The sequence below is a fragment of the Microcystis sp. LE19-10.1B genome, assembly GCF_027530565.1.
Lineage (GTDB): Bacteria > Cyanobacteriota > Cyanobacteriia > Cyanobacteriales > Microcystaceae > Microcystis > Microcystis aeruginosa.
In genome coordinates, this window is sequence record NZ_JAPZQM010000020.1 from 1 (window position 1) to 18,201 (window position 18,201).

Genomic DNA, 18,201 nt, shown 5'->3' on the forward strand with positions numbered 1-18,201 from the left:
TATGGGAGTGATCAGGGGGAAATTCAGCTACTTTTTCCCTGAAAATTAGGTAATTGACCCCCTCAAAATCGGTAAAACCCCACACCCCACACCCTACACCCTACACCCTGCCCCTAGGAAAAACTTTTTCAGCAAACCCTAAGTAGGGAGGCACAATTATTTGTGGGATGGGTTAGCGGTAGCGTAACATGAGCGGGCGTTGGGTTTCATGTTTCAACCCAACCTACGTTCATCTGATCACTGATAACTGATCAGTGATCACTGATCACTGATAACTGATAACTGATTATGAGATAATGTCTGATCTCACTTGTAATTTTTGACTTGCATGACCATCGTTACCGAAGCCTTAACCGAGTTGGAACCAGTCATAAAAACTACCTTTACCGTCGAGGAAATTCGCCAACTACTGCCCCATCGTTATCCCTTTGCCCTAGTTGATCGGATTATTGACTATGTACCAGGTAAAAAAGCTGTTGGCCTAAAAAATGTCACGATCAACGAGCCTTTTTTCCCCGGTCATATTCCCAACCGTCCCTTGATGCCGGGGGTGTTAATTGTTGAATCCATGGCCCAAGTGGGGGGAGTGATTTTGACCCAATTACCTGGGATGAAAGGGAAATTTTTTGCCTTCGCTGGCATTGATAAAACCCGTTTTCGTCGTCCTGTGGTGCCAGGGGATCAATTGATCATGACGGTGGAATTATTATCCTTCAAGATGAATAAAATTGCTAAAATGCAAGGGGAAGCAAGAGTCGATGGGCAATTGGCCGCTCAGGGCGAAATGATGTTTTCCATCTTTGATTGACCTATGAATTTTGATCGAGATCGTCTCCGACAAGAACTAAATTTATTTGCTATTCTAGGGGCTTTTATCACCAATATTTTCGCTAATATTTTCCCTCTCAACGGCGAAAATATCGGGGCTATCTCGAATACAGTTTTTCAAGATGTCTTAATTATTCCCGCTAATTATGCTTTTGCTATCTGGGGATTAATTTATCTGGGTTTAATTAGTCTGGGAATTTACCAAGCTTTGGCTTTCAATAAAACTGAACCGCGTTTGCGTCGGTTAGGCTACGAATTAGCCATCGCTAGTGCTTGTCAGATTCTCTGGGTAATTCTCTTTCAATTGCGTTTTTTTACCCTGTCTTTATTGACAATGCTAGGCATTTTAATTCCTCTCATCCGGCTTTATCTTCGCTTAGAAATTAATCGCTTGATTGTCAATCGTAAACAGGGTTTATTAGTTAATGCTCCTATTAGTATTTATTTCGCTTGGATTACCGTAGCCACGATTGTCAACGTCGCTTCGGTGTTAGATTGGATCAACTGGCAGCGATGGGGTCTAACAGACCAGATCTGGACGGTAATAATCCTAGTTATCGGGGCGATAATCGCGATTTTAGTCGGTTTAAAAAGAAAAGATCGGGCTTTTATCGGGGTGTTTATCTGGGCTTTTTTGGCGATCGCTGTTAAACAGATTTCTCTGCCTCTAATTGCGATAACAGCGATTATATTAGCGATTACCCTAACTTTTTTGGTTTTTCGTGGCAATTTTCGTCCTCTGAGTCGTTAAGATGCGGGATCACAGCGAATTTCGACGATAAAGCCATCGGGATCGTAGAAGTAAACCCCTCTCCCAGTCGGCCGGGTCACGGGTCCACTAGCAATAGTAATTCCCTGACTTTGTAGCACTTCTAGGGCAAAATCGAAGCATTCGGGGACAATATCGAAGGCTAAATGGTTGGCACGGGTAAAAGCGATTTCGGGATTGTCGTCGGGAGGGTTTAAATCTGGTTCCCAAAATAGGTCAATTACTGTACCATCGGGGGTGATAAAATTGGCCACTTTTCCCTGGGCAACTAATTCTTTTAAGGTACTGGGAATTTTTTCGCCCACTAATTCCTCTAATCCTAATATTTCCCCATAAAAATGACGGGAAACCTCCATATCTTTGACGTTGAAAGCGATATGATGGACTTTTCGCAGTTGACCGATTTTGAGTTTTTTCGCGGTTACGGAAGGACTAATAGTCATTTTAGTTAGGGTTTGCTGAAAAAGTTTGTTGGTGGGGTGTGGGGTGTGGGGAGAACAAATAAAAATAATCTCCTGACGACGGACAACTTAAGAGTTAATTTTTTGCAATAATTGTCGAATGGATTCTGCATCTTGAGCGTTGGGTAGGAGAGCGAGATAGAAGCCTAAATCCTGTTGCGCTTGGCTGAGTTGTCCTATTTGATAGTAAACTAAACCTCGATCGCGCAGCTCTAGGGGATGATTAGGAATGAGCAAAAGTAGCAGATCTATTGTCCGAATTGTCTGAGACCATTGTTGACGATTCAGGTAAATATATTTTAAATTAGTCAACAAACGTAATAAAATTTGCTGATTGGTAGCAATATTGAGAAAATGTTCTTCTAATTTAACTGGCTGTTGATAAACTTGACTTAATCTTTCTTGACAGTCCTGTTTAAATAGGATTTCACCACCGTGAAAGGGATCGACAAAAATTTCCACTTCCTCGAAATCGGGACGGATAATAAAATGCCCAGGCATACCAATTCCTACCATGGGAAAATCGATCTGTTTGGCAATCTCTAAATAGATGATCGAGAGAGTGAGCGGAATACCTGTGCGGCGATCGATTACGTCATTTAAGTAGCTATTGCGGGGGTCATAGTATTCTTGGGTATTACCAGTAAATTGTAAATCTTCAAACAAATATTGATTGATAACCTTGACTATTTTTAAGGGATATAATCTATCTGGTAAACGTTTTTTTACCTCGTCAGCCATTAAATTTATTCTATTTAAATAGTGATCAATCTTGAGACGGGGATATTCAAAATTGGCTATTTGTAGGGCTGCCCGAGCTAGATTTATCTCAGGGTCAGGATGTTGAATTGTTTCGATGAAAGCTTGGTATAAGAGTTCAAGGGTCATTAGAAAAGGGTATTAATCAGATTATCAACTATTTTAACCGATCCTTCTGGTTTTATGGCCTCTCTTTTCTGAATCACCATTAAAGATTCAGTGATTTAGATGAGCTTTCCCTGGAGGAGTAACGAGAAATCTTGTCAAGGTCTAGATTAACCACCGCTTTTTCTAAAGGTATCGTGCGACAATTTTTATTTTGATTCTGCACTTGATAAACTAATTGATTTGTCCAATCTAAAGCAGTTAACCAACCACTTTGAGGATGATAAACCCCAGTTTCAATGTCTAGCCAACCGTTGCCGCGAGCTAGTTGTCCCGGTTTGACATCGGGAAAGGTAAAGGTTAAAGTATGACCTGTGATAATTAGTTTATCCTTGAAATAGGGTTGGGTCATGGCATGAAATTCGTTTCTAATCCAACAAAACTGCTCGTTTGTTTGCTGTTCAAGGGGATATTCTGGGTGTACTCCCGCGTGAACTAACCAAATATCTCCTAGGTCTAAATAAGCGGGTAGAGATTGGAACCAATTGATATGCTCGGCGGGTATATTGTTATTATAACTTAGTAGTGTCGCCGCCCCGCCACTCTCGATCCAGCCGTTAAACCATTTTTCAGAAACTTCTTTTCCTGCCAGAGCTTTTAAGAGCATATATTCATGATTTCCTAGGAGACACTGATAGTTATTTTTGATCACCAAATCCACCACTTCCAAGCTCTGCTGTCCTCGATCGATTAAATCCCCCAGAAAATAAACCTCATCCTCACTATCGGGAGCAACTCGGTTTAATAGTCGTAAAAGTGCCTGAAAACTGCCATGCACATCTCCGATAATAATACGACGCGGTTCTTGAGTCTGTTTCTCTATTTTTTTAAAAAACACACACCCCTCTCTAATTGCTGAGATTGCTACTCTTTTATCGCTAAAAAAGCAGTTTTTATAAGGTCTTAATTTTATTATAGGACAAAGCTTTCCCTCTGACAGTCACTGGTTTTGGGGAACGCCGGAACTGCGGGAGAAAGGCTGTAAGTAGGTGGGTGGAATTAAATATAAGATGAACTTAGGTTGGGTTGAAGCATGAAACCCAACTACCGCATGGGTTACGCTACCGCTAACCCATCCTACAAATAATTGTGCCTCCCTACTTAATTGTTTTGTAAAGTATTTTTGCAATCTCTGGGCAGGGAGCGGACAGGTTATGGTATTATTTTTTTATGATCAGTTTTTATACAATTGGATGTCAGCAACTATCAACTAACGCACAGATTCCCATTCTAGAAAAAAGTATCTCACAAAAATGCTCCCTTGTCAAGCATGATCAAAAAAAAAGTTTTTTTTTGAGATTATAATAAAAAAAAATTAGTTTTCTGCTTCTATGATAACCCTAATTAACGCTAGAATTCCCGCCTATCAGGATCGACAACAAGTAGAAATAAATGCTGCGGGAAAGATCGAGAGAATCACGGAGATGGGGGGAAGGAAAAAAGGGGAAAAGATTATCGATATGGAAGGGGATTGGCTATCGTTGGGAGGAGTAGATTTACAGATCAACGGAGGATTAGGATTAGCATTTCCCGACTTAGAAATAACAGATCTAGAAAAATTAGATAAGATTAGTGATTATCTTGGGAATCAAGGAATTGATGGTTATCTGCCCACCTTAGTAACCACGTCTGTGGAGAAATTTCAAAAATCCCTCTCAGTAATTGCCAAATATATCGAGAAACAGAAACAGGAAAATCGAGCGAGCGCGCAGGTTTTAGGAGTACATTTAGAGGGACCATTTTTAAACTATGAAAAAAGGGGGGCGCATCCGGGACAATATCTTTTAACCCCAAGTATAGAAACAATAGATAAAATTTTTGGGGACTACTTATCGATCGTAAAAATTATCACCCTAGCCCCCGAATTAGATAGTAGCGGTACTGTAATTAAATACCTAAGCGATCGAGGGATTACCGTCAGTTTAGGACATTCACAAGCGAGTCAAGAAATAGCCAAAAAAGCCTTTTTCCAGGGGGCAAAAATGGTTACTCATGCCTTCAATGCCATGCCTCCTTTACACCATCGTCAACCGGGGTTATTAGGGGAAGCAATTATCAATTGCGATGTCTATTGTGGGTTAATTGCCGATGGTCAACACATCCATCCAACCATGATAGAATTATTACTAAAAGCCAGTAATTATCATCGAGGAATTTTCTTAGTTAGTGATGCTTTAGCGCCGATCGGTTTAGAAGATGGTGTCTATCCTTGGGACGAGAGAGAAATTGAAGTTAAACAGGGAACAGCAAGACTTTTTGACGGTACTTTAGCGGGAACAACCTTACCCTTATTACAAGGAGTAGCCAATTTAGTTAACTGGGGAATATGTGATTTAGAAACGGCGATTCTTCTAGGCACAGAATCTCCCAGAAAAGCGATCGGATTAGCAGGTTTATCGGTGGGACAATCTGCCAACTTTTTGCGCTGGCAATCGGCATCAAATTGGGAAAGATTGGATTTCCGCCAGCATTTTGGCCTCTAACTGTTGAATGAGGGTATCGAGATCCACTTCGAGGCGATCAAAACATTCAGGAGGGGAAAGATCGGGTTGAAAATAAATCAATTTTACCTGACCATCACCGATAGCGACTATAGCCACTTCTTCCCTGGGATTATAGCGGTAAATAATCCCAAGCATCTCTTGAATTTTACAATTAACCTTGCGATTTAATTTCTCTAGAGCCTCCCTAGAACAACAGACAAAATGGGGCTGGGGTTTAAGATCGATGCCCAGGGTTTCTTGGGCATCTTCTCCCCATTCCGAGAGTAAACCCCACATTAAACCGGCTAATTCCTGTTGATTTTCTTGCACGAATTGATCTAATTGATAGCGCCATTGATTAGCGGGATCATCGGGGATTGGTTGTTCAAATCTCATCATTAGCCTCTTTTCAGTTATCAGTCTTCAGTTATCAGTTATCAGTTATCAGTCCTTAATAAGGGGTGTGCCGATCCCCCCTACCCCCCTTGATAAGGGGGGTGCCGATAGGCGGGGGGATCCCCCTTAATAAGGGGGGAAAGCTGACAATTTTTAACACCTACCTACTTAACGACGGTACTCATCACCGCAATCACCGATCAACTGCAATAAATCCCGGGATTTTTGCAAGACATGATCAATTTTTTGATAGTCTTGGGGGGATAATTGAAAATCGAAAATACGGGCATTTTCTTGGATATGTTCAGCAACACCCAAACGCACCCCGATAATTGCCCCGGCTACGGCCTTTTGTTCGAGAACGTAACGCACTGCCACATTAGGAATGGTGACGTGATAGGAATCAGCGATCGCTTTAAGAACGGTTAATAATTCTTGGAATAATTGCCAGTTTCCCCAAGCATTGATCATGTTTTTATATTTCCGTAAACTAGCGGTATTGAGACTCATGGCATTGGGTTCGGGATGACCGAGATATTTTGCCCCTAATAAGCCTCCTGCTAGAGTACCATAGGCGAGTAGATAGATGTTATGTTCTTGGCAAAATTGCGCCATTTTGACGAGGGGACGGCGATCGATTAGAGAAAACTGGACTTGATTGGAGACTATTTTAATCCCGGCGCTGAGAATAATTTTTAAATGTTCCGTGTCGAAATTAGTCAAGGCCAGGTGTTTAATTTTGCCTTCCTGTTGTAATTCTCCTAAAAAATATAAGGCATCTAGATAATTTTTATCGCGATAATCCCACCAGTGAAACTGCAATAAATCGAGACTATCCACATCCATACGACGTAGGGAAATAGCGATATTTTTTGCGACTATTTCCTTAGTCATTTTACCCGGACGGGGAACCCATTTAGTGAAAGCTTGCAGATTATTTAAGGCATCAATGCCCCTTTGGGCGACTAATTGACGACGAAATTCACCGATAAAATCTTCGGCCGGACCGTAATGATCGGCCAGATCCCAAGTGGTGAAACCGGCATCTAGATAGGAGAACATACTAGGGATCGCTTTTTGGGGTGCGATCGAACCATGGGCTCCTGAAACTTGCCACATTCCGTTCAAAATACGACAAATTTCCAGATCGGGGGTAAACTGTAAGCGACGAGATTCGGACATGAGAGCTTTTCAGTGTTGTCAAAGGCACGGCGTAGCCGTCCAGTAAACAGTAAACAGTAATCAGTGAAAAGACAGCAGAAAACTGCCATTGAATACTGCTCACTTAATATTCTATTCTCCTACTGACCACTAATCACCGATTACTGATTCAAGACAGATCGATCGTACCTGTCCAGAAAAAAGCGGCAAAGGGGAAGACTTTCGGAAAAATCTCCCCCTTTTTGGGTTTCTGCTGCTCAATTTTTGCTGGGTTAATATTCCACTTCCAATCGCGCTGCGGTGACAGCATCAAAAGCGAAAGCGAGAACTATAGGCATGGGACAAGCGAGGGTGATACAGAGAATTAAAGCTGTCAGAGTCAATCCGATCGCCACTCCTAACCAAAGTTTTTCGGCAGGGGATAGACCTTTTTGGCGCTTAATGTTTTGTAACACTTTGGTGGGAATTGGTTCTGGCATCACGGCATTGGGAGGGAATGCCCAATAATTACTGTAGCGTTCGAGAAATAGCTCTGTCCAGCCGTTTTCTTGACACCATTCTTGAATCCATGGTTCGTGAAAGTGTTTCATTGCTTCCCTGTTGACTTTTTCCGGTGATTACTATAAACATCTCCTGATGTGAATTTCATCCTAGCAAAGCTATCTTAAGGGTCGATCGGATTCAATAAAACTTAATATATGAGTAGTCGGTGAAAAGTAAAGTTAACGGTGAGGTAAGGAGTCAGGAGTCAGGAGTCAGGAGTCAGGAGACAGGAGATAGGAGATAGGAGATAGGAGATAGGAGATAGGAGACTCCGAGACAGGAGATAGGAGACAGGAGATAGGGGATAGGAGACAGGAGACTCCCAGATAGGAGACTCCGAGACAGGGATCAGCTTGGGGATTGGGTGTGAGGGAATAGGGAAATAATTGTTAAAAAATTTCGGTTCTCGATTCGGTACAGATTGCCTGTAATTTTTGGTCCCAAGTATCGAGGGGAAGGGTATCGAGATAGGCAAAGTCAAAGACAATCCCGATCGAGGGGATAGCTTGCCATTCGGGGGAATGTAAGAGACGATCAAAATAACCCCCCCCGTAGCCTAAGCGATAACCTTGGCGATCGCAAGCGACGGCGGGAATTAATAGTAAGTCCACTTCAGCCGGTAAAATGAGAGGAGCGATCGCTGTTGGTTCGTAGATGCCATAACGATTTAATTCTAGGGGATCGTCGGCAGTCCAACAGTGCCAAGTCAGGCTATCTCCGTCACAACGGGGAAAACCCCAGCGATGGTGTTGACAAAATAAGGAACTTAAATCCGGCTCTTGACGATAACTGAAGTAAGCGAGAATGGTTTTAGCGTGCTGAAAGAGGGGTAAAGATTGTAAATTTTTGCAAAGTTGCTGACTATTTTCTTGCCAAATATGCTTAGGAAGCGCTCGTCTTTGGGCAATTAGTTGTTTGCGTAATTGGGCTTTTTTGGTAGCAGAATCCATAAAATAAAGATAAATATTTCTGTAGTCACAAGATGCTAAATCTATTTAACTCGCTTTTTGGGCGTTATAACGAGAATATCAAGGCCAATGTGGAAATTTATACTTGGGCAACTTGTCCCTACTGTATTCGGGCTAAATGGTTGCTGGGTTGGAAAGGGGTAAAATACACCGAATACAAGATTGATGGGGATGAAAGCGCTCGTCAAGCCATGGCCGAACGGTCCAACGGTAAACGCAGTGTACCACAGATTTTTATTAATAATGAACATATCGGTGGTTGTGATGATTTGTATGCTTTGGATGGTCAGAAAAAATTAGATAATTTACTGGCTAAATGTGGGACTATCTAAAGTCTATTGATGAAAAAGCCTATGAGAAACATCGGCAATGGATGCAGTTAGCTTTAAATTTAGCGGCAACTGCGGGAAACCGGGGTGATGTACCTGTGGGAGCGGTTATCGTGGATAAACAGGGACATTTAATCGCTCAAGGGGCTAATTGCAAGGAAAAACACCATGATCCCACCGCTCACGCCGAAATTCTGGCGATTCGTGCCGCTAGTCAAGTGTTAGGCAATTGGCACTTAAAGGATTGTACCCTCTACGTCACCCTCGAACCCTGTCCCATGTGTGCCGGGGCAATCATTCAGGCTAGATTAGGATTATTAGTGTACGGTGCTGACGATCCCAAAACAGGAGTTATCCGCACTGTGGCTAATTTTATTGATAGTCCTTTTTCTAACCATCGTTTACCGGTAATCGCGGGAATTTTAGCCAAGGAATCCGGGGAATTATTACAAACATGGTTTGAGAAAAAAAGATGAGAAAAATTTGAGTAATTATCGGGACGGTTGATAAATTTAGCTAAATTTATCAAATTATTGCCTTAGACATGACAAAAATAACCCATGATTAAAAGCTTTCGATGTAAAGATACAGAAAAGCTATATAATAAGCAGTTTGTTAAAAAGTTTTCTGGGATTGAACGATTAGCGATCAAAAGATTGCGTATTTTAGAAAGTGCTAATACACTAGAAGCATTGGCAGGATTGCCGAGTAACCGCTTAGAACGTTTAAAAGGAGATAGAATCGGTCAATATAGTATTCGTGTCAATGACCAGTATCGTATTTGTTTCTCATGGGATGATGCAGCTACTAATGTTGAAATTGTTGATTATCATTAAGGAGAATTCACGATGAATAATTGGGAAAGTCCTATCCACCCCGGTGAAATTTTAGCTGATGAATTAGAGGAAATTAATCTTGATGTTTCTCAGCTTGCCACAAGAATTAATATCTCTGAGAATGAACTTGAGCAAATTCTCAAACGTCAAGGAAATATCACGGGAGATATTGCTTTAAAATTAGGGCGTTTTTTTAATACAGGAGCAGAAATTTGGATGAATTTACAAAAAGCCTATGAGTTAGATATAGCGAGGGAAAAGTTAGGAAATACCCTCGAAAAAATTATTCCTTATCAATCCCTGTCTTCAGGATAAATTCTCTTGGATTCTATAATTATTCATTTGGCTGCATCTCACATTTGCAGAAATAGCGACAATCAGCAATTATCAGTTATCCTTAAACTGATACAAATGTATGAATAACCGCGTGTGGGAGTTAATCATACTGTTAACAGTGGACTAGCTGATCACCACCAGTTGCATTAACTGGATCTTTTGCCAAAATGGAGTAAATATGGTAGCGGGGGGATGGTCAATGACAGCACAGGAAGTATTAGAGTTGATTCAACGGGCAAAAGACGAAAGAGCGGAGAAGTTGGATCTGTCCAACAAAAACTTAACAGAAATTCCCCCCGAAATCCCTCAACTCACCTCCCTGCAAGAACTCAACCTCAGCTTTAACCAAATCAGCGAGATTCCAGAAGCGCTCGCTCACCTCACCTCCCTGCAACGCCTCTTTCTCAACAATAACCAAATCAGCGAGATTCCAGAAGCGCTCGCTCACCTCACCTCCCTGCAACACCTCTACCTCAGCAGTAACCAAATCGGCGAGATTCCAGAAGCGCTCGCTCAACTCACCTCCCTGCAATTCCTCTACCTCAGCAATAACCAAATCAGCGAGATACCAGAAGCACTCGCTCACCTCACCTCCCTGCAATACCTCTATCTCTACAATAACCAAATCAGGGAGATTCCAGAAGCGTTCGCTCACCTCACCTCCCTGAAAAGCCTCTCTCTCAGCAATAACCAAATCAGGGAGATTCCAGAAGCGCTCGCTCGACTTACCTCCCTGTGGGTCCTCTTTTAGTTTGCTCTGGACGGGTAAAATCAATGAAACGACCTTCAATCAGTTTTTAGAGGGTTTTTGGCGATCTATCAGGATTTTTAAAGGACAAGAACCAAAAACCAACAACGATGACACCTCCCAAGAAACCCCCGAATCGGAGCAGTAAAGATTTGCTTACCACAGAAAGGTAACTTAGGCAAAAAAGTTTACAAATATTTAATATTAATCTCTCTTTTTATCAAACTGGGAAAACTCTTGGCCTTTTCCCGTTCTCAACCTCTTATACTAAATCCGGTTATTAAAAACTGATTATTTATTCTCCCTTTTGCCTCTTGCCTCTTGCATGAGTGCCTGTCCTCATATGTAGCCTATACTCAACGGATTTAGTATTATATGCTATTCACAACTAATCTAATCAGTGTGGCCAAGGGAATAATTTCTCTTTGACAAAATCCCGGTAACATTCTGTCTGTATATGATATTGAAGATGGCTTAAAAGAGAGTTGGTTACAGCGATTATCTTGGCAATATGTTAAAAGGGATCGAGCTACCGCTCAAATAATTGCCCAAAGATATCTGGCCGCTAGTCCCTGTTTAGAAACCCTGCTAAAACTCCCAGAAGATTCCCTGGGTTATCATTATGCTACTCACCTAATTAGTCTCAATTTTGATCCTAATTTTTATCGGTCTATTCAGGTCAATTCCGATACAGATTATCTGCTGCTTCGCTTACGGCAAACTCACGATATCTGGCATATAGTAACGGGTTTTGGTGTCGATGTGACGGGAGAATTGCAACTGAAAGCTTTTGAATTAAGTCAAACTCGTCGCCCTCTAGCTATTGTCCTACTTTTAGGGGGATTATTCGGAGCTTTATTTTCTTCTCCACTTTCCTTAGCCTCTCTCTGGGAAGAGATTGTCATCGCCTATAATTTGGGCAAAAATACTCGACCTTTTTTGGCGCAAAAATGGGAACTAGCTTGGGAGAAATCCCTGCTAGTTTGGCGGCAAGAATTGGCGATTGTCTCCTCTAAAAACTAAACTAAGAGACAATTATAGATAATTATCGGGCTGAAATTTTTTCAGCTTTTTTTTCGCAAAAGACTTGACAAACTCAAAAATTTTTGCTAACCTTTTACTATAATAGGAATCCGTGTCGCCCTGCGGAGTCTCTCTACCATCAGGATTTAAGGCTGAAGCGGACTGAAAATTTAATTGTCTCTCAATCTTTCTAATAGTGAGGAGCGGGATAAATTCGCCAGAGAAAGAATTAACTCGGTGCGTTCCGAGATGGGAAGTTGGGCAATCCGTTCCACCAGAGCGGATAATTCCGAATCTAGAGTTCCGAACCTTCCTTCCAGAAGACTGGCTATCATCGAGTAACGTTCTTCTAAGGTGCCTTCTTGTCTCCCTTCTTGTCTCCCTTCTTGTTTTCCCTCTTCCTTCCAATCTTTTCGCTGCTTTAGATAAGCTGGTGATAAGTTCATAATGACCTCCTGTTCCTCTGCACTTAAATTATCCCTCAACTCTAAATTCTTGCGCCAGTTGGCTAAGATTTCCAGTAAATTTTCTCGAAAAGGGTTAGGTTGGGGAAGTTCAACTAACTCTTCTACGGCTCGTTTCTGAGTTCCTCCTTTTCCTAAAACCCTCAACCATAAAGTGTCTTCATTCACCGGTAATTGATGGATGGCGACTATGGCTGTTTTGAGGAAGTCAGCTAAAAAGTAAACCCCTTTCAACCAATTACTCTCATCGCTGTCAGCCCTGAATCCTTGAATCATTCTAGCTGAAAAGGTGGGCGTGAGAATCCATAAAACTGGCAATTCTGCTGCAGTTAGAGCTTTGTTTGACCGTTTCGCCTTCCTTAAGAGGTCATTATGAACCGCATATAACTTTGATATACAACTGCGAATCTCTATTTCTGAGGGAGAGTTGCGGAAAGGTTCAAACAAGCAGGAAGTCGCCGCCATTTTTCCGAGTAACCCTAAAGGGAGTTTATTCCTTGATGGTGAACTGGCCGGTTCAAACCAGACATCAATTTCTTGAACCTCGCTTTTTACTTTCTTGCTCTTTCTAATCGTCCCTAGAGGTGCTAACAATTCCTCTAAATACTCCTTAGCAAATTGGTCGTGAATTTGGCGAGTCATTGCAATTGATAATCGAGCCGAAAAAGGACGGCAATAATCTTATTATATCGTCAATAATGAAGGGTTTAAATCGAACCTCAAGAATTAAGAGGTCTTTGACATCGCTTGAGAACAAAAAAGAAAGGTTGGGGAGAGTTTTTAAAATCCATAATTCCCAGCACGGTATTATCATCTACTTTCCGAAAAGAGTCATTAATCGGCAAATAATCATAAATCATCGTGGCGCTGACTTTGCCCCGATATTCCATCATTCGCAGTCTAGCCTGACTTGTCTCTGTTTTCAGCAAGGAGTTGGTCAGCATCAGTAAAGGTTTCAGAGAATTATTTTTGAGTATCGGCAGCTTAACAATCCAGTTCATGGCCGTGGGATTGGGTGCTACCTTAAAAATTTTTCCCTGACCATCTAAAAATAACAGGGGGTGGACATTCTCGGTATCGACAAACTCTTTACCATACCAATTAGATGCTTCTAATAAACCATCCATGGGGTGATTTGTCTGAAGTCCAGAACCTTGCCAAACACCGAGCATAAAGTCTAAACTCACGGGTTCGAGAGCGTCAAATAATTCTAACGCTCTTTCGGTCGTCGTTTGACCAGCTTTAAGAATCGACTGGCAGCTTTCTAATTCTAATGTTTCCATTGTCTCGCTCTCCTTGTGTCCTGACAATGATATTATAGCTTCTCAGCCAGAGGGTGGGGGATTGCCCCTCGGCTAAAATCACCAAACATCCCACATATCTTCACTCAATGGGTCATCGTATCACTCTAGGGTTTCCAGCCATTCACTCATTTCTTCCTTGATGGTTTCTTTAAGTTCTCGCAAATCATCTTTATCTATTAGGCCTTTTTCCAGTAAGAAAGTGTAGAACTTTTTCAGACTACCTGCGTTAGCCTTGAGGCTTGATTGACTGGCCCACAGGGCCTTTTTGATAAACCAATAACCCAAAAAGTCACCGACCATATCTACCCCGTCTTTAGCTTCTACTGCATCCTCATAGAGTAAATATTCGTTGATATAAAAATCTATATTTGAAATATGATTATTAATGGTTTTTTCCGACAAACCTGATGATTCTAGCCAACTCTCGAAATCCTTTAGTAATTCATGATTGACTTTTCTTATCCTTTGACAGTCAGCCTCATATTTTTGGGAATCATCCATCTCAAATTTCTCTCCTCTAAATCGCTGCTCGATGTTCAATAGGGTAATGAATCAAGTGTTTTTTTTCCAAGCGTCTAAAGCCGCCATTTTCTCCTCAGGGTCAAGGTCGGCCAACCGCCGGAATCGCCTTTCTCTTTTCTGCTAAATAGCTTCAACGATGTTAGACTGAATTTGCTCAATGATGGCGGCCACATCTTCTTCTGTATCTCGAGGTTGGGTTAATTCCACATCCGTTGAGGAGAGGTACATTTGGGCCCAGTCTAGGTTTTCCAGTTCACACTGGTCAATCACCGAACTGGGGATGTTTTTCAGGGTGATGCTATCCCATTCAATGCCGATGAGATTGCTCTGCCGCTCAATTATCACAATTCTTCCTTGCCAACCACCGATGTCAGTCCCCAAATCTGGGTCGAGTACACCCTGTTTGACGATGACCGAGTCGCCGACTTTGAAGGCAAACTCTGACTCGGAAAATTCGGGCGACAAGCTGGAGGCAACCGAGAGATGATACTCGCTTCCTAGCTCTTTTAACTCAAAATCCACAATCATCCGCTTGTTTTCCGAGAAATAACGGTTTTTCCTAGCGATTAGCTCGTCGATTAGCCCTTGAATATCCGCCTTGAGCCTTTTATCTCCTTTAAGAAGGTCTTTGTTAAAAACTCGGTCTATCATCTCTTGCCGCTTTGACTCGGGGGACAACGCCAGATTCCAAGCGATTATCCCTATGGTCAGCAGTGTTCGCATAGATCCCTTTGTTTCATTGGATTCGCGGTAAGGCTCGATAAAATCCTCCAGAACTTCCGACATTGTGACTTCCCCAGAAGGAGAGACGACAATTTCCTTGAAAGGCAAGGACTTTTCTCTTAATTTCTTCTCAAAGCTTTTCAAGGGTTTTTCGGATCCTTGGGACATTTTCTGCAGCCTGAGCAGTTCACTAAATGCCTTCGATTTTTTAGCCATGATTGAGCGGGAAAATATGTGTTATTAATCCTGTTGGGTTGCTGAACAACATTGGAATAGGGGAATTGTAACTGCTCTCAGGGAGCGATTGCGCTCTCATTATTAAATCTTAAAGTTCTGGCCTGAGTCGTCAGCTGTTGACTGCTATCCGATACTTTTTTGTTAACATAGATTAGCAATGCACTTTCAGAGATTCTCTTAAAATAGGGGATATCTCCTTCTCAAATCCCCCGCGGGGGAAAAATATGTCTCAAAAGCCGATTTATCTAGATTGCCACGCCACGACACCGATGGAGCCGCAGGTTCTGGCGGCGATGTTGCCCTATTTTACCGAACACTTTGGTAATGCCAGTAGTATTAATCATGTCTATGGTTGGACAGCCGAGGCTGCGGTTAAACAGGCACGAGAAACAATCGCCGCTGCTATTAATAGTAGTCCCGAAGAAATTATTTTTACCAGTGGGGCAACGGAGGCCAATAACCTGGCTATCAAAGGGGTTGCCGAAGCTTATTTCGCCAAGGGACGACACCTAGTTACGGTGGTGACAGAACATCGGGCCATTTTAGATCCCTGTCATTATCTGGAAAAATTGGGTTTTGAGGTGACAATTTTACCCGTCGGTGCTGATGGCCTAATTGACTTGGAACTACTAGAAAAATCTTTGCGTCCTGACACGATTTTGCTGTCAATTATGGCTGCTAATAACGAGATTGGGGTGATTCAACCTTTAGCGGCAATTGGGGCGATTTGTCGCCAGTATCAGGTACTTTTTCATACGGACGCGGCCCAAGCAATCGGCAAAATTCCCCTAGATGTGGAGGAAATGAATATAGATATGATGTCCTTAACTGCCCACAAAGTCCACGGACCGAAGGGAATCGGTGCGCTGTACGTCCGGCGCCGGAACCCCAGAGTTCGTCTCGCCGCTCAAATTCAAGGGGGAGGCCAGGAAAAAGGACTGCGATCGGGTACAATATTTACACCGCAAATTGTCGGTTTTGCCAAGGCAGTAGAATTGGGCATCAAAGCGATTGAAGAAGATACCGGCTACTTAAATCAGTTAAAAGCCCGTTTATGGGAGATTATCAGTCAATTAGACAGAATTTATCTCAATGGTCATCCTAGCCAAAGATTAGCCGGAAATTTGAATATTAGTATTGAAGGGGTGGACGGTGCGGCGTTATTGTTAGGATTACAGCCAATAGTGGCGCTTTCCTCCGGTTCTGCCTGTTCTTCTAGCCATACCGCCCCCTCCCACGTTTTAACTGCCTTGGGTCGCCCCGAATCTCTCGCTTATGCCTCCCTGCGCTTCGGGTTGAGTCGTTTTAATACTTTAGAAGAAATTGAACTGGTGGGGGAACAGGTGGTTTTAACGGTTAATTCCCTCCGCAAAGCCAAAAATTTTTGACGTTTCGGCTCCTATCCACAAGTTAGTTTCGGTCTAGGTTTAAAAAATTCTGGAAAAGGTTTCTATGATTGCCTTTGACTGATTGCCGTGCCAGTTAATAACACTGATGCTTGGTTTTCACTCCAGTGAATCATCCAACTCGGTTGTAATCCCAAAACAATAATAAATAAAGCCAAAGCAATTTCGGGAAATCTTTCGGGCCAGGTACTGCGAGGAATGCGCGATAATTCAGGGGTTAAACGGCCAAAGAAAACCCGATTAATCATCAGGAGAAAATACACTGCGGTTAAACCACTAGCAACCAAACATAAGAGCGTTTGTATCGGAAAAATCGGGAAACTGCCACGAAAAACTAAAAACTCGGCGATAAATCCCACCATTCCAGGGATGCCGGCGCTGGCCATAGCCGCTAAAATCATTAACATTCCCGTGATTGGTAAACCTCTTTCGGGATTTAATAAACCGCGTAGATAATCCACATCCCGACTGCCGGTTTTTTTATACACTACTCCCACCAACAAAAATAACAAAGCGGAAATTAAACCGTGACTAATCATCTGCAAAATCGCCGCGGTGATGCTTAATCTGGTGGTGGCCGCCGCCGCTAGTAAAATATAGGCCATGTGGGAAATGGAAGAATAGGCCACTACTTTTTTCATATCCTTTTGGGCAATAGCGCAACTGGCCCCGTAGAGGGCGCTGATAGCTGCTATTGTTGCTAACCAAGGGGCGAGAGTCACCCAAGCATCGAGGAATAAACCGACTCCAAAGCGCAGCAGTCCATAGGTTCCTAATTTGAGTAATATTCCCGCTAAAAGCACAGAAACGGGGGTAGATGCTTCGACGTGGGCATCCGGTAGCCAAGTATGAAAGGGAAAAATCGGGATTTTGATGGCTAATCCAATCAGAAGGGGAATAAGGAGCAGTAATTGAGTTTTAACGTCTAAATTATTCGATAAAAGGGGATTATAGGCGAAATTATCAGCACCGGTTAGCCAAACTAAGCCAAGGAAAGAGATTAGCACTAAAAAGCCGGAAATTGCCGTGTATAATAAAAATTTCATGCCCGCATAACCGCGTCTTTGACCCCCCCAAATGGCAATGAGAAAGTAAAGGGGAACGATTTCTAATTCGTAAAATAGGAAAAATAGCAGTAAATCCTGCGCTAGAAAGGCCCCCGCTACTCCGGCATTGAGTAACAAGAGCAGGGAATAGTAAAATTTCGGTCGGTTAACCTCTGTGCCACTAGCATAAAGAGCAATTATTGTCAAGATGCTGTTAAGAAAAAGTAATGAAAATGATAAGCCATCGACACCGAGGGCATAATTGAAACCGAGGAAATTAATCCAAGGCAGGTTAACCGTGAACTGCATTTGCGGGTTACTAGGGTCAAATTGCCAGCCAAGGAGGATATTAAGCAGTAAGAGAACGACAGAAAGAGTTAGAGCTAATCCTCGCACTTTTTTCGCCTCTAGAGGCGTGTAGGCAATCAGTATCGCCCCTATAATCGGTAGCCAAATAAAAGCGTTGAGCATTCTTTAATGGGCATGATAAACCTTCCCATTATTGCCTGAGCGGTCAATCTTTAGCAAGATAAGTAGATAGGTGTTAAAAGTTGTCAGACACCCCCCTTATCAAGGGGGGCAGGGGGGATCCCCCCGCCTATCGACACCCCCCTTATCAAGGGGGGCAGGGGGGATCCCCCCGCCTATCGGCACCCCCCTTATCAAGGGGGGCAGGGGGGATCGGCACCCCCCT

Annotated in this window: 22 protein-coding genes; 10 read left to right on the top strand and 12 right to left on the bottom strand. The window is 42.6% G+C overall.

Annotated features, from left to right (window positions below):
* Window positions 1-328 precede the first annotated feature (328 nt).
* Together fabZ and O9332_RS00705 are read left to right on the top strand one after the other, a co-directional pair.
* On the top strand, window positions 329-808 hold the full coding sequence (gene fabZ / locus O9332_RS00700) for a 3-hydroxyacyl-ACP dehydratase FabZ (protein ID WP_002762366.1): 480 nt from the start codon (window positions 329-331) through the stop codon (window positions 806-808).
* 3 nt (window positions 809-811) lie between these two features.
* Window positions 812-1,579 (top strand): TspO-related membrane protein, encoded by a 768-nt coding sequence (locus O9332_RS00705; RefSeq protein WP_002762364.1) that lies wholly within the window; start codon window positions 812-814, stop codon window positions 1,577-1,579.
* Here O9332_RS00705 and O9332_RS00710 read toward each other — a convergent pair.
* The 3 genes from O9332_RS00710 to O9332_RS00720 form a co-directional block, all read right to left on the bottom strand.
* A complete protein-coding gene (locus tag O9332_RS00710; RefSeq protein WP_002762362.1) occupies window positions 1,576-2,040 on the bottom strand; it encodes a VOC family protein in 465 nt (154 codons plus the stop codon). The genes O9332_RS00705 and O9332_RS00710 overlap by 4 nt on opposite strands.
* Window positions 2,041-2,127: 87 nt before the next feature.
* Window positions 2,128-2,946, bottom strand: a complete 819-nt coding sequence (locus O9332_RS00715) for a SirB1 family protein (protein ID WP_002762361.1) — start codon at window positions 2,944-2,946, stop codon at window positions 2,128-2,130.
* Window positions 2,947-3,025: 79 nt separating this feature from the next.
* Window positions 3,026-3,820 carry a metallophosphoesterase family protein gene (locus O9332_RS00720; protein ID WP_288023265.1) on the bottom strand — a complete coding sequence of 265 codons (795 nt, stop codon included), beginning with the start codon at window positions 3,818-3,820 and terminating at the stop codon, window positions 3,026-3,028.
* Between the two features lie 493 nt (window positions 3,821-4,313).
* On the opposite strand from O9332_RS00720, the gene nagA reads away from it, so the two are divergent.
* A complete protein-coding gene (gene nagA / locus O9332_RS00725; RefSeq protein WP_002762350.1) occupies window positions 4,314-5,465 on the top strand; it encodes an N-acetylglucosamine-6-phosphate deacetylase in 1,152 nt (383 codons plus the stop codon).
* On the opposite strand, the gene ccmS is transcribed toward nagA, so the two are convergent.
* From ccmS to O9332_RS00745, 4 genes are all read right to left on the bottom strand, one after another.
* A complete protein-coding gene (gene ccmS / locus O9332_RS00730) occupies window positions 5,421-5,861 on the bottom strand; it encodes a beta-carboxysome assembly chaperone CcmS (RefSeq protein WP_043999379.1) in 441 nt (146 codons plus the stop codon). The genes nagA and ccmS overlap by 45 nt on opposite strands.
* Before the next feature lie 168 nt (window positions 5,862-6,029).
* Window positions 6,030-7,043, bottom strand: coding sequence for an aldo/keto reductase (locus tag O9332_RS00735; RefSeq protein WP_002762346.1), 1,014 nt, complete (start codon window positions 7,041-7,043; stop codon window positions 6,030-6,032).
* 251 nt (window positions 7,044-7,294) lie between these two features.
* Complete coding sequence (locus tag O9332_RS00740) at window positions 7,295-7,612, bottom strand: slr1957 family protein (protein WP_002762345.1); 318 nt, start codon at window positions 7,610-7,612, stop codon at window positions 7,295-7,297.
* A 342-nt stretch (window positions 7,613-7,954) separates the two neighbouring features.
* Window positions 7,955-8,515: a 5-formyltetrahydrofolate cyclo-ligase gene (locus tag O9332_RS00745; protein ID WP_002762343.1), complete on the bottom strand. Its 561-nt coding sequence runs from the start codon at window positions 8,513-8,515 to the stop codon at window positions 7,955-7,957.
* A 32-nt stretch (window positions 8,516-8,547) separates the two neighbouring features.
* Between O9332_RS00745 and grxC the strand changes: the two genes are divergently transcribed.
* The 6 genes from grxC (at window position 8,548) to O9332_RS00775 (ending at window position 11,805) form a co-directional block, all read left to right on the top strand.
* Window positions 8,548-8,865, top strand: a complete 318-nt coding sequence (gene grxC, locus O9332_RS00750; protein WP_002751734.1) for a glutaredoxin 3 — start codon at window positions 8,548-8,550, stop codon at window positions 8,863-8,865.
* Complete coding sequence (gene tadA / locus O9332_RS00755) at window positions 8,850-9,338, top strand: tRNA adenosine(34) deaminase TadA (RefSeq protein ID WP_002762341.1); 489 nt, start codon at window positions 8,850-8,852, stop codon at window positions 9,336-9,338. Before grxC ends, tadA begins: the two co-directional genes overlap by 16 nt.
* Window positions 9,339-9,422: 84 nt before the next feature.
* Entirely contained in the window at window positions 9,423-9,698 is a 276-nt protein-coding gene (locus tag O9332_RS00760; RefSeq protein ID WP_002762339.1) for a type II toxin-antitoxin system RelE/ParE family toxin, read from the top strand.
* A gap of 12 nt (window positions 9,699-9,710) precedes the next feature.
* Entirely contained in the window at window positions 9,711-10,013 is a 303-nt protein-coding gene (locus tag O9332_RS00765; protein WP_002762337.1) for a HigA family addiction module antitoxin, read from the top strand.
* Window positions 10,014-10,233: 220 nt separating this feature from the next.
* Entirely contained in the window at window positions 10,234-10,785 is a 552-nt protein-coding gene (locus O9332_RS00770; RefSeq protein ID WP_288023269.1) for a leucine-rich repeat domain-containing protein, read from the top strand.
* A 459-nt stretch (window positions 10,786-11,244) separates the two neighbouring features.
* Window positions 11,245-11,805, top strand: coding sequence for a Coq4 family protein (locus O9332_RS00775; RefSeq protein WP_196219875.1), 561 nt, complete (start codon window positions 11,245-11,247; stop codon window positions 11,803-11,805).
* Window positions 11,806-11,975: 170 nt separating this feature from the next.
* On the opposite strand, the gene O9332_RS00780 is transcribed toward O9332_RS00775, so the two are convergent.
* From O9332_RS00780 to O9332_RS00795, 4 genes are all read right to left on the bottom strand, one after another.
* Complete coding sequence (locus O9332_RS00780; RefSeq protein WP_052275883.1) at window positions 11,976-12,911, bottom strand: RpnC/YadD family protein; 936 nt, start codon at window positions 12,909-12,911, stop codon at window positions 11,976-11,978.
* Window positions 12,912-12,988: 77 nt separating this feature from the next.
* Window positions 12,989-13,552, bottom strand: a complete 564-nt coding sequence (locus O9332_RS00785) for a DUF4334 domain-containing protein (protein ID WP_002762329.1) — start codon at window positions 13,550-13,552, stop codon at window positions 12,989-12,991.
* A gap of 120 nt (window positions 13,553-13,672) precedes the next feature.
* The gene (locus tag O9332_RS00790; RefSeq protein ID WP_288023271.1) at window positions 13,673-14,074 is read right to left on the bottom strand and encodes a phage integrase SAM-like domain-containing protein; all 402 of its coding nucleotides are present in this window, start codon (window positions 14,072-14,074) and stop codon (window positions 13,673-13,675) included.
* A gap of 141 nt (window positions 14,075-14,215) precedes the next feature.
* Window positions 14,216-15,034, bottom strand: a complete 819-nt coding sequence (locus O9332_RS00795) for a hypothetical protein (protein WP_288023272.1) — start codon at window positions 15,032-15,034, stop codon at window positions 14,216-14,218.
* Between the two features lie 245 nt (window positions 15,035-15,279).
* Here O9332_RS00795 and O9332_RS00800 point away from each other — a divergent pair, with 245 nt between their 5' ends.
* On the top strand, window positions 15,280-16,443 hold the full coding sequence (locus O9332_RS00800) for a cysteine desulfurase family protein (protein WP_288023273.1): 1,164 nt from the start codon (window positions 15,280-15,282) through the stop codon (window positions 16,441-16,443).
* Between the two features lie 62 nt (window positions 16,444-16,505).
* Here the strand turns inward: O9332_RS00800 and O9332_RS00805 are convergent, their stop codons facing one another.
* The gene (locus O9332_RS00805) at window positions 16,506-17,978 is read right to left on the bottom strand and encodes an NADH-quinone oxidoreductase subunit M (RefSeq protein ID WP_272014182.1); all 1,473 of its coding nucleotides are present in this window, start codon (window positions 17,976-17,978) and stop codon (window positions 16,506-16,508) included.
* Window positions 17,979-18,201 lie beyond the last annotated feature (223 nt).

What these genes read in the sequence shown, in the direction of transcription:
- O9332_RS00705 (WP_002762364.1), top strand. Translation starts at nt 812, where the DNA reads ATGAATTTTGATCGAGATCGTCTCCGACAAGAACTAAATTTATTTGCT.
- nagA (WP_002762350.1), top strand. Translation starts at nt 4,314, where the DNA reads ATGATAACCCTAATTAACGCTAGAATTCCCGCCTATCAGGATCGACAA.
- O9332_RS00785 (WP_002762329.1), bottom strand. Translation starts at nt 13,552, where the DNA reads ATGGAAACATTAGAATTAGAAAGCTGCCAGTCGATTCTTAAAGCTGGT.
- O9332_RS00795 (WP_288023272.1), bottom strand. Translation starts at nt 15,034, where the DNA reads ATGGCTAAAAAATCGAAGGCATTTAGTGAACTGCTCAGGCTGCAGAAA.
- O9332_RS00740 (WP_002762345.1), bottom strand. Translation starts at nt 7,612, where the DNA reads ATGAAACACTTTCACGAACCATGGATTCAAGAATGGTGTCAAGAAAAC.
- O9332_RS00710 (WP_002762362.1), bottom strand. Translation starts at nt 2,040, where the DNA reads ATGACTATTAGTCCTTCCGTAACCGCGAAAAAACTCAAAATCGGTCAA.
- grxC (WP_002751734.1), top strand. Translation starts at nt 8,548, where the DNA reads ATGCTAAATCTATTTAACTCGCTTTTTGGGCGTTATAACGAGAATATC.
- fabZ (WP_002762366.1), top strand. Translation starts at nt 329, where the DNA reads ATGACCATCGTTACCGAAGCCTTAACCGAGTTGGAACCAGTCATAAAA.
- O9332_RS00805 (WP_272014182.1), bottom strand. Translation starts at nt 17,978, where the DNA reads ATGCTCAACGCTTTTATTTGGCTACCGATTATAGGGGCGATACTGATT.
- O9332_RS00745 (WP_002762343.1), bottom strand. Translation starts at nt 8,515, where the DNA reads ATGGATTCTGCTACCAAAAAAGCCCAATTACGCAAACAACTAATTGCC.
- tadA (WP_002762341.1), top strand. Translation starts at nt 8,850, where the DNA reads ATGTGGGACTATCTAAAGTCTATTGATGAAAAAGCCTATGAGAAACAT.
- O9332_RS00735 (WP_002762346.1), bottom strand. Translation starts at nt 7,043, where the DNA reads ATGTCCGAATCTCGTCGCTTACAGTTTACCCCCGATCTGGAAATTTGT.
- O9332_RS00800 (WP_288023273.1), top strand. Translation starts at nt 15,280, where the DNA reads ATGTCTCAAAAGCCGATTTATCTAGATTGCCACGCCACGACACCGATG.
- O9332_RS00715 (WP_002762361.1), bottom strand. Translation starts at nt 2,946, where the DNA reads ATGACCCTTGAACTCTTATACCAAGCTTTCATCGAAACAATTCAACAT.
- O9332_RS00790 (WP_288023271.1), bottom strand. Translation starts at nt 14,074, where the DNA reads ATGGATGATTCCCAAAAATATGAGGCTGACTGTCAAAGGATAAGAAAA.
- O9332_RS00770 (WP_288023269.1), top strand. Translation starts at nt 10,234, where the DNA reads ATGACAGCACAGGAAGTATTAGAGTTGATTCAACGGGCAAAAGACGAA.
- O9332_RS00760 (WP_002762339.1), top strand. Translation starts at nt 9,423, where the DNA reads ATGATTAAAAGCTTTCGATGTAAAGATACAGAAAAGCTATATAATAAG.
- O9332_RS00765 (WP_002762337.1), top strand. Translation starts at nt 9,711, where the DNA reads ATGAATAATTGGGAAAGTCCTATCCACCCCGGTGAAATTTTAGCTGAT.
- O9332_RS00780 (WP_052275883.1), bottom strand. Translation starts at nt 12,911, where the DNA reads ATGACTCGCCAAATTCACGACCAATTTGCTAAGGAGTATTTAGAGGAA.
- ccmS (WP_043999379.1), bottom strand. Translation starts at nt 5,861, where the DNA reads ATGAGATTTGAACAACCAATCCCCGATGATCCCGCTAATCAATGGCGC.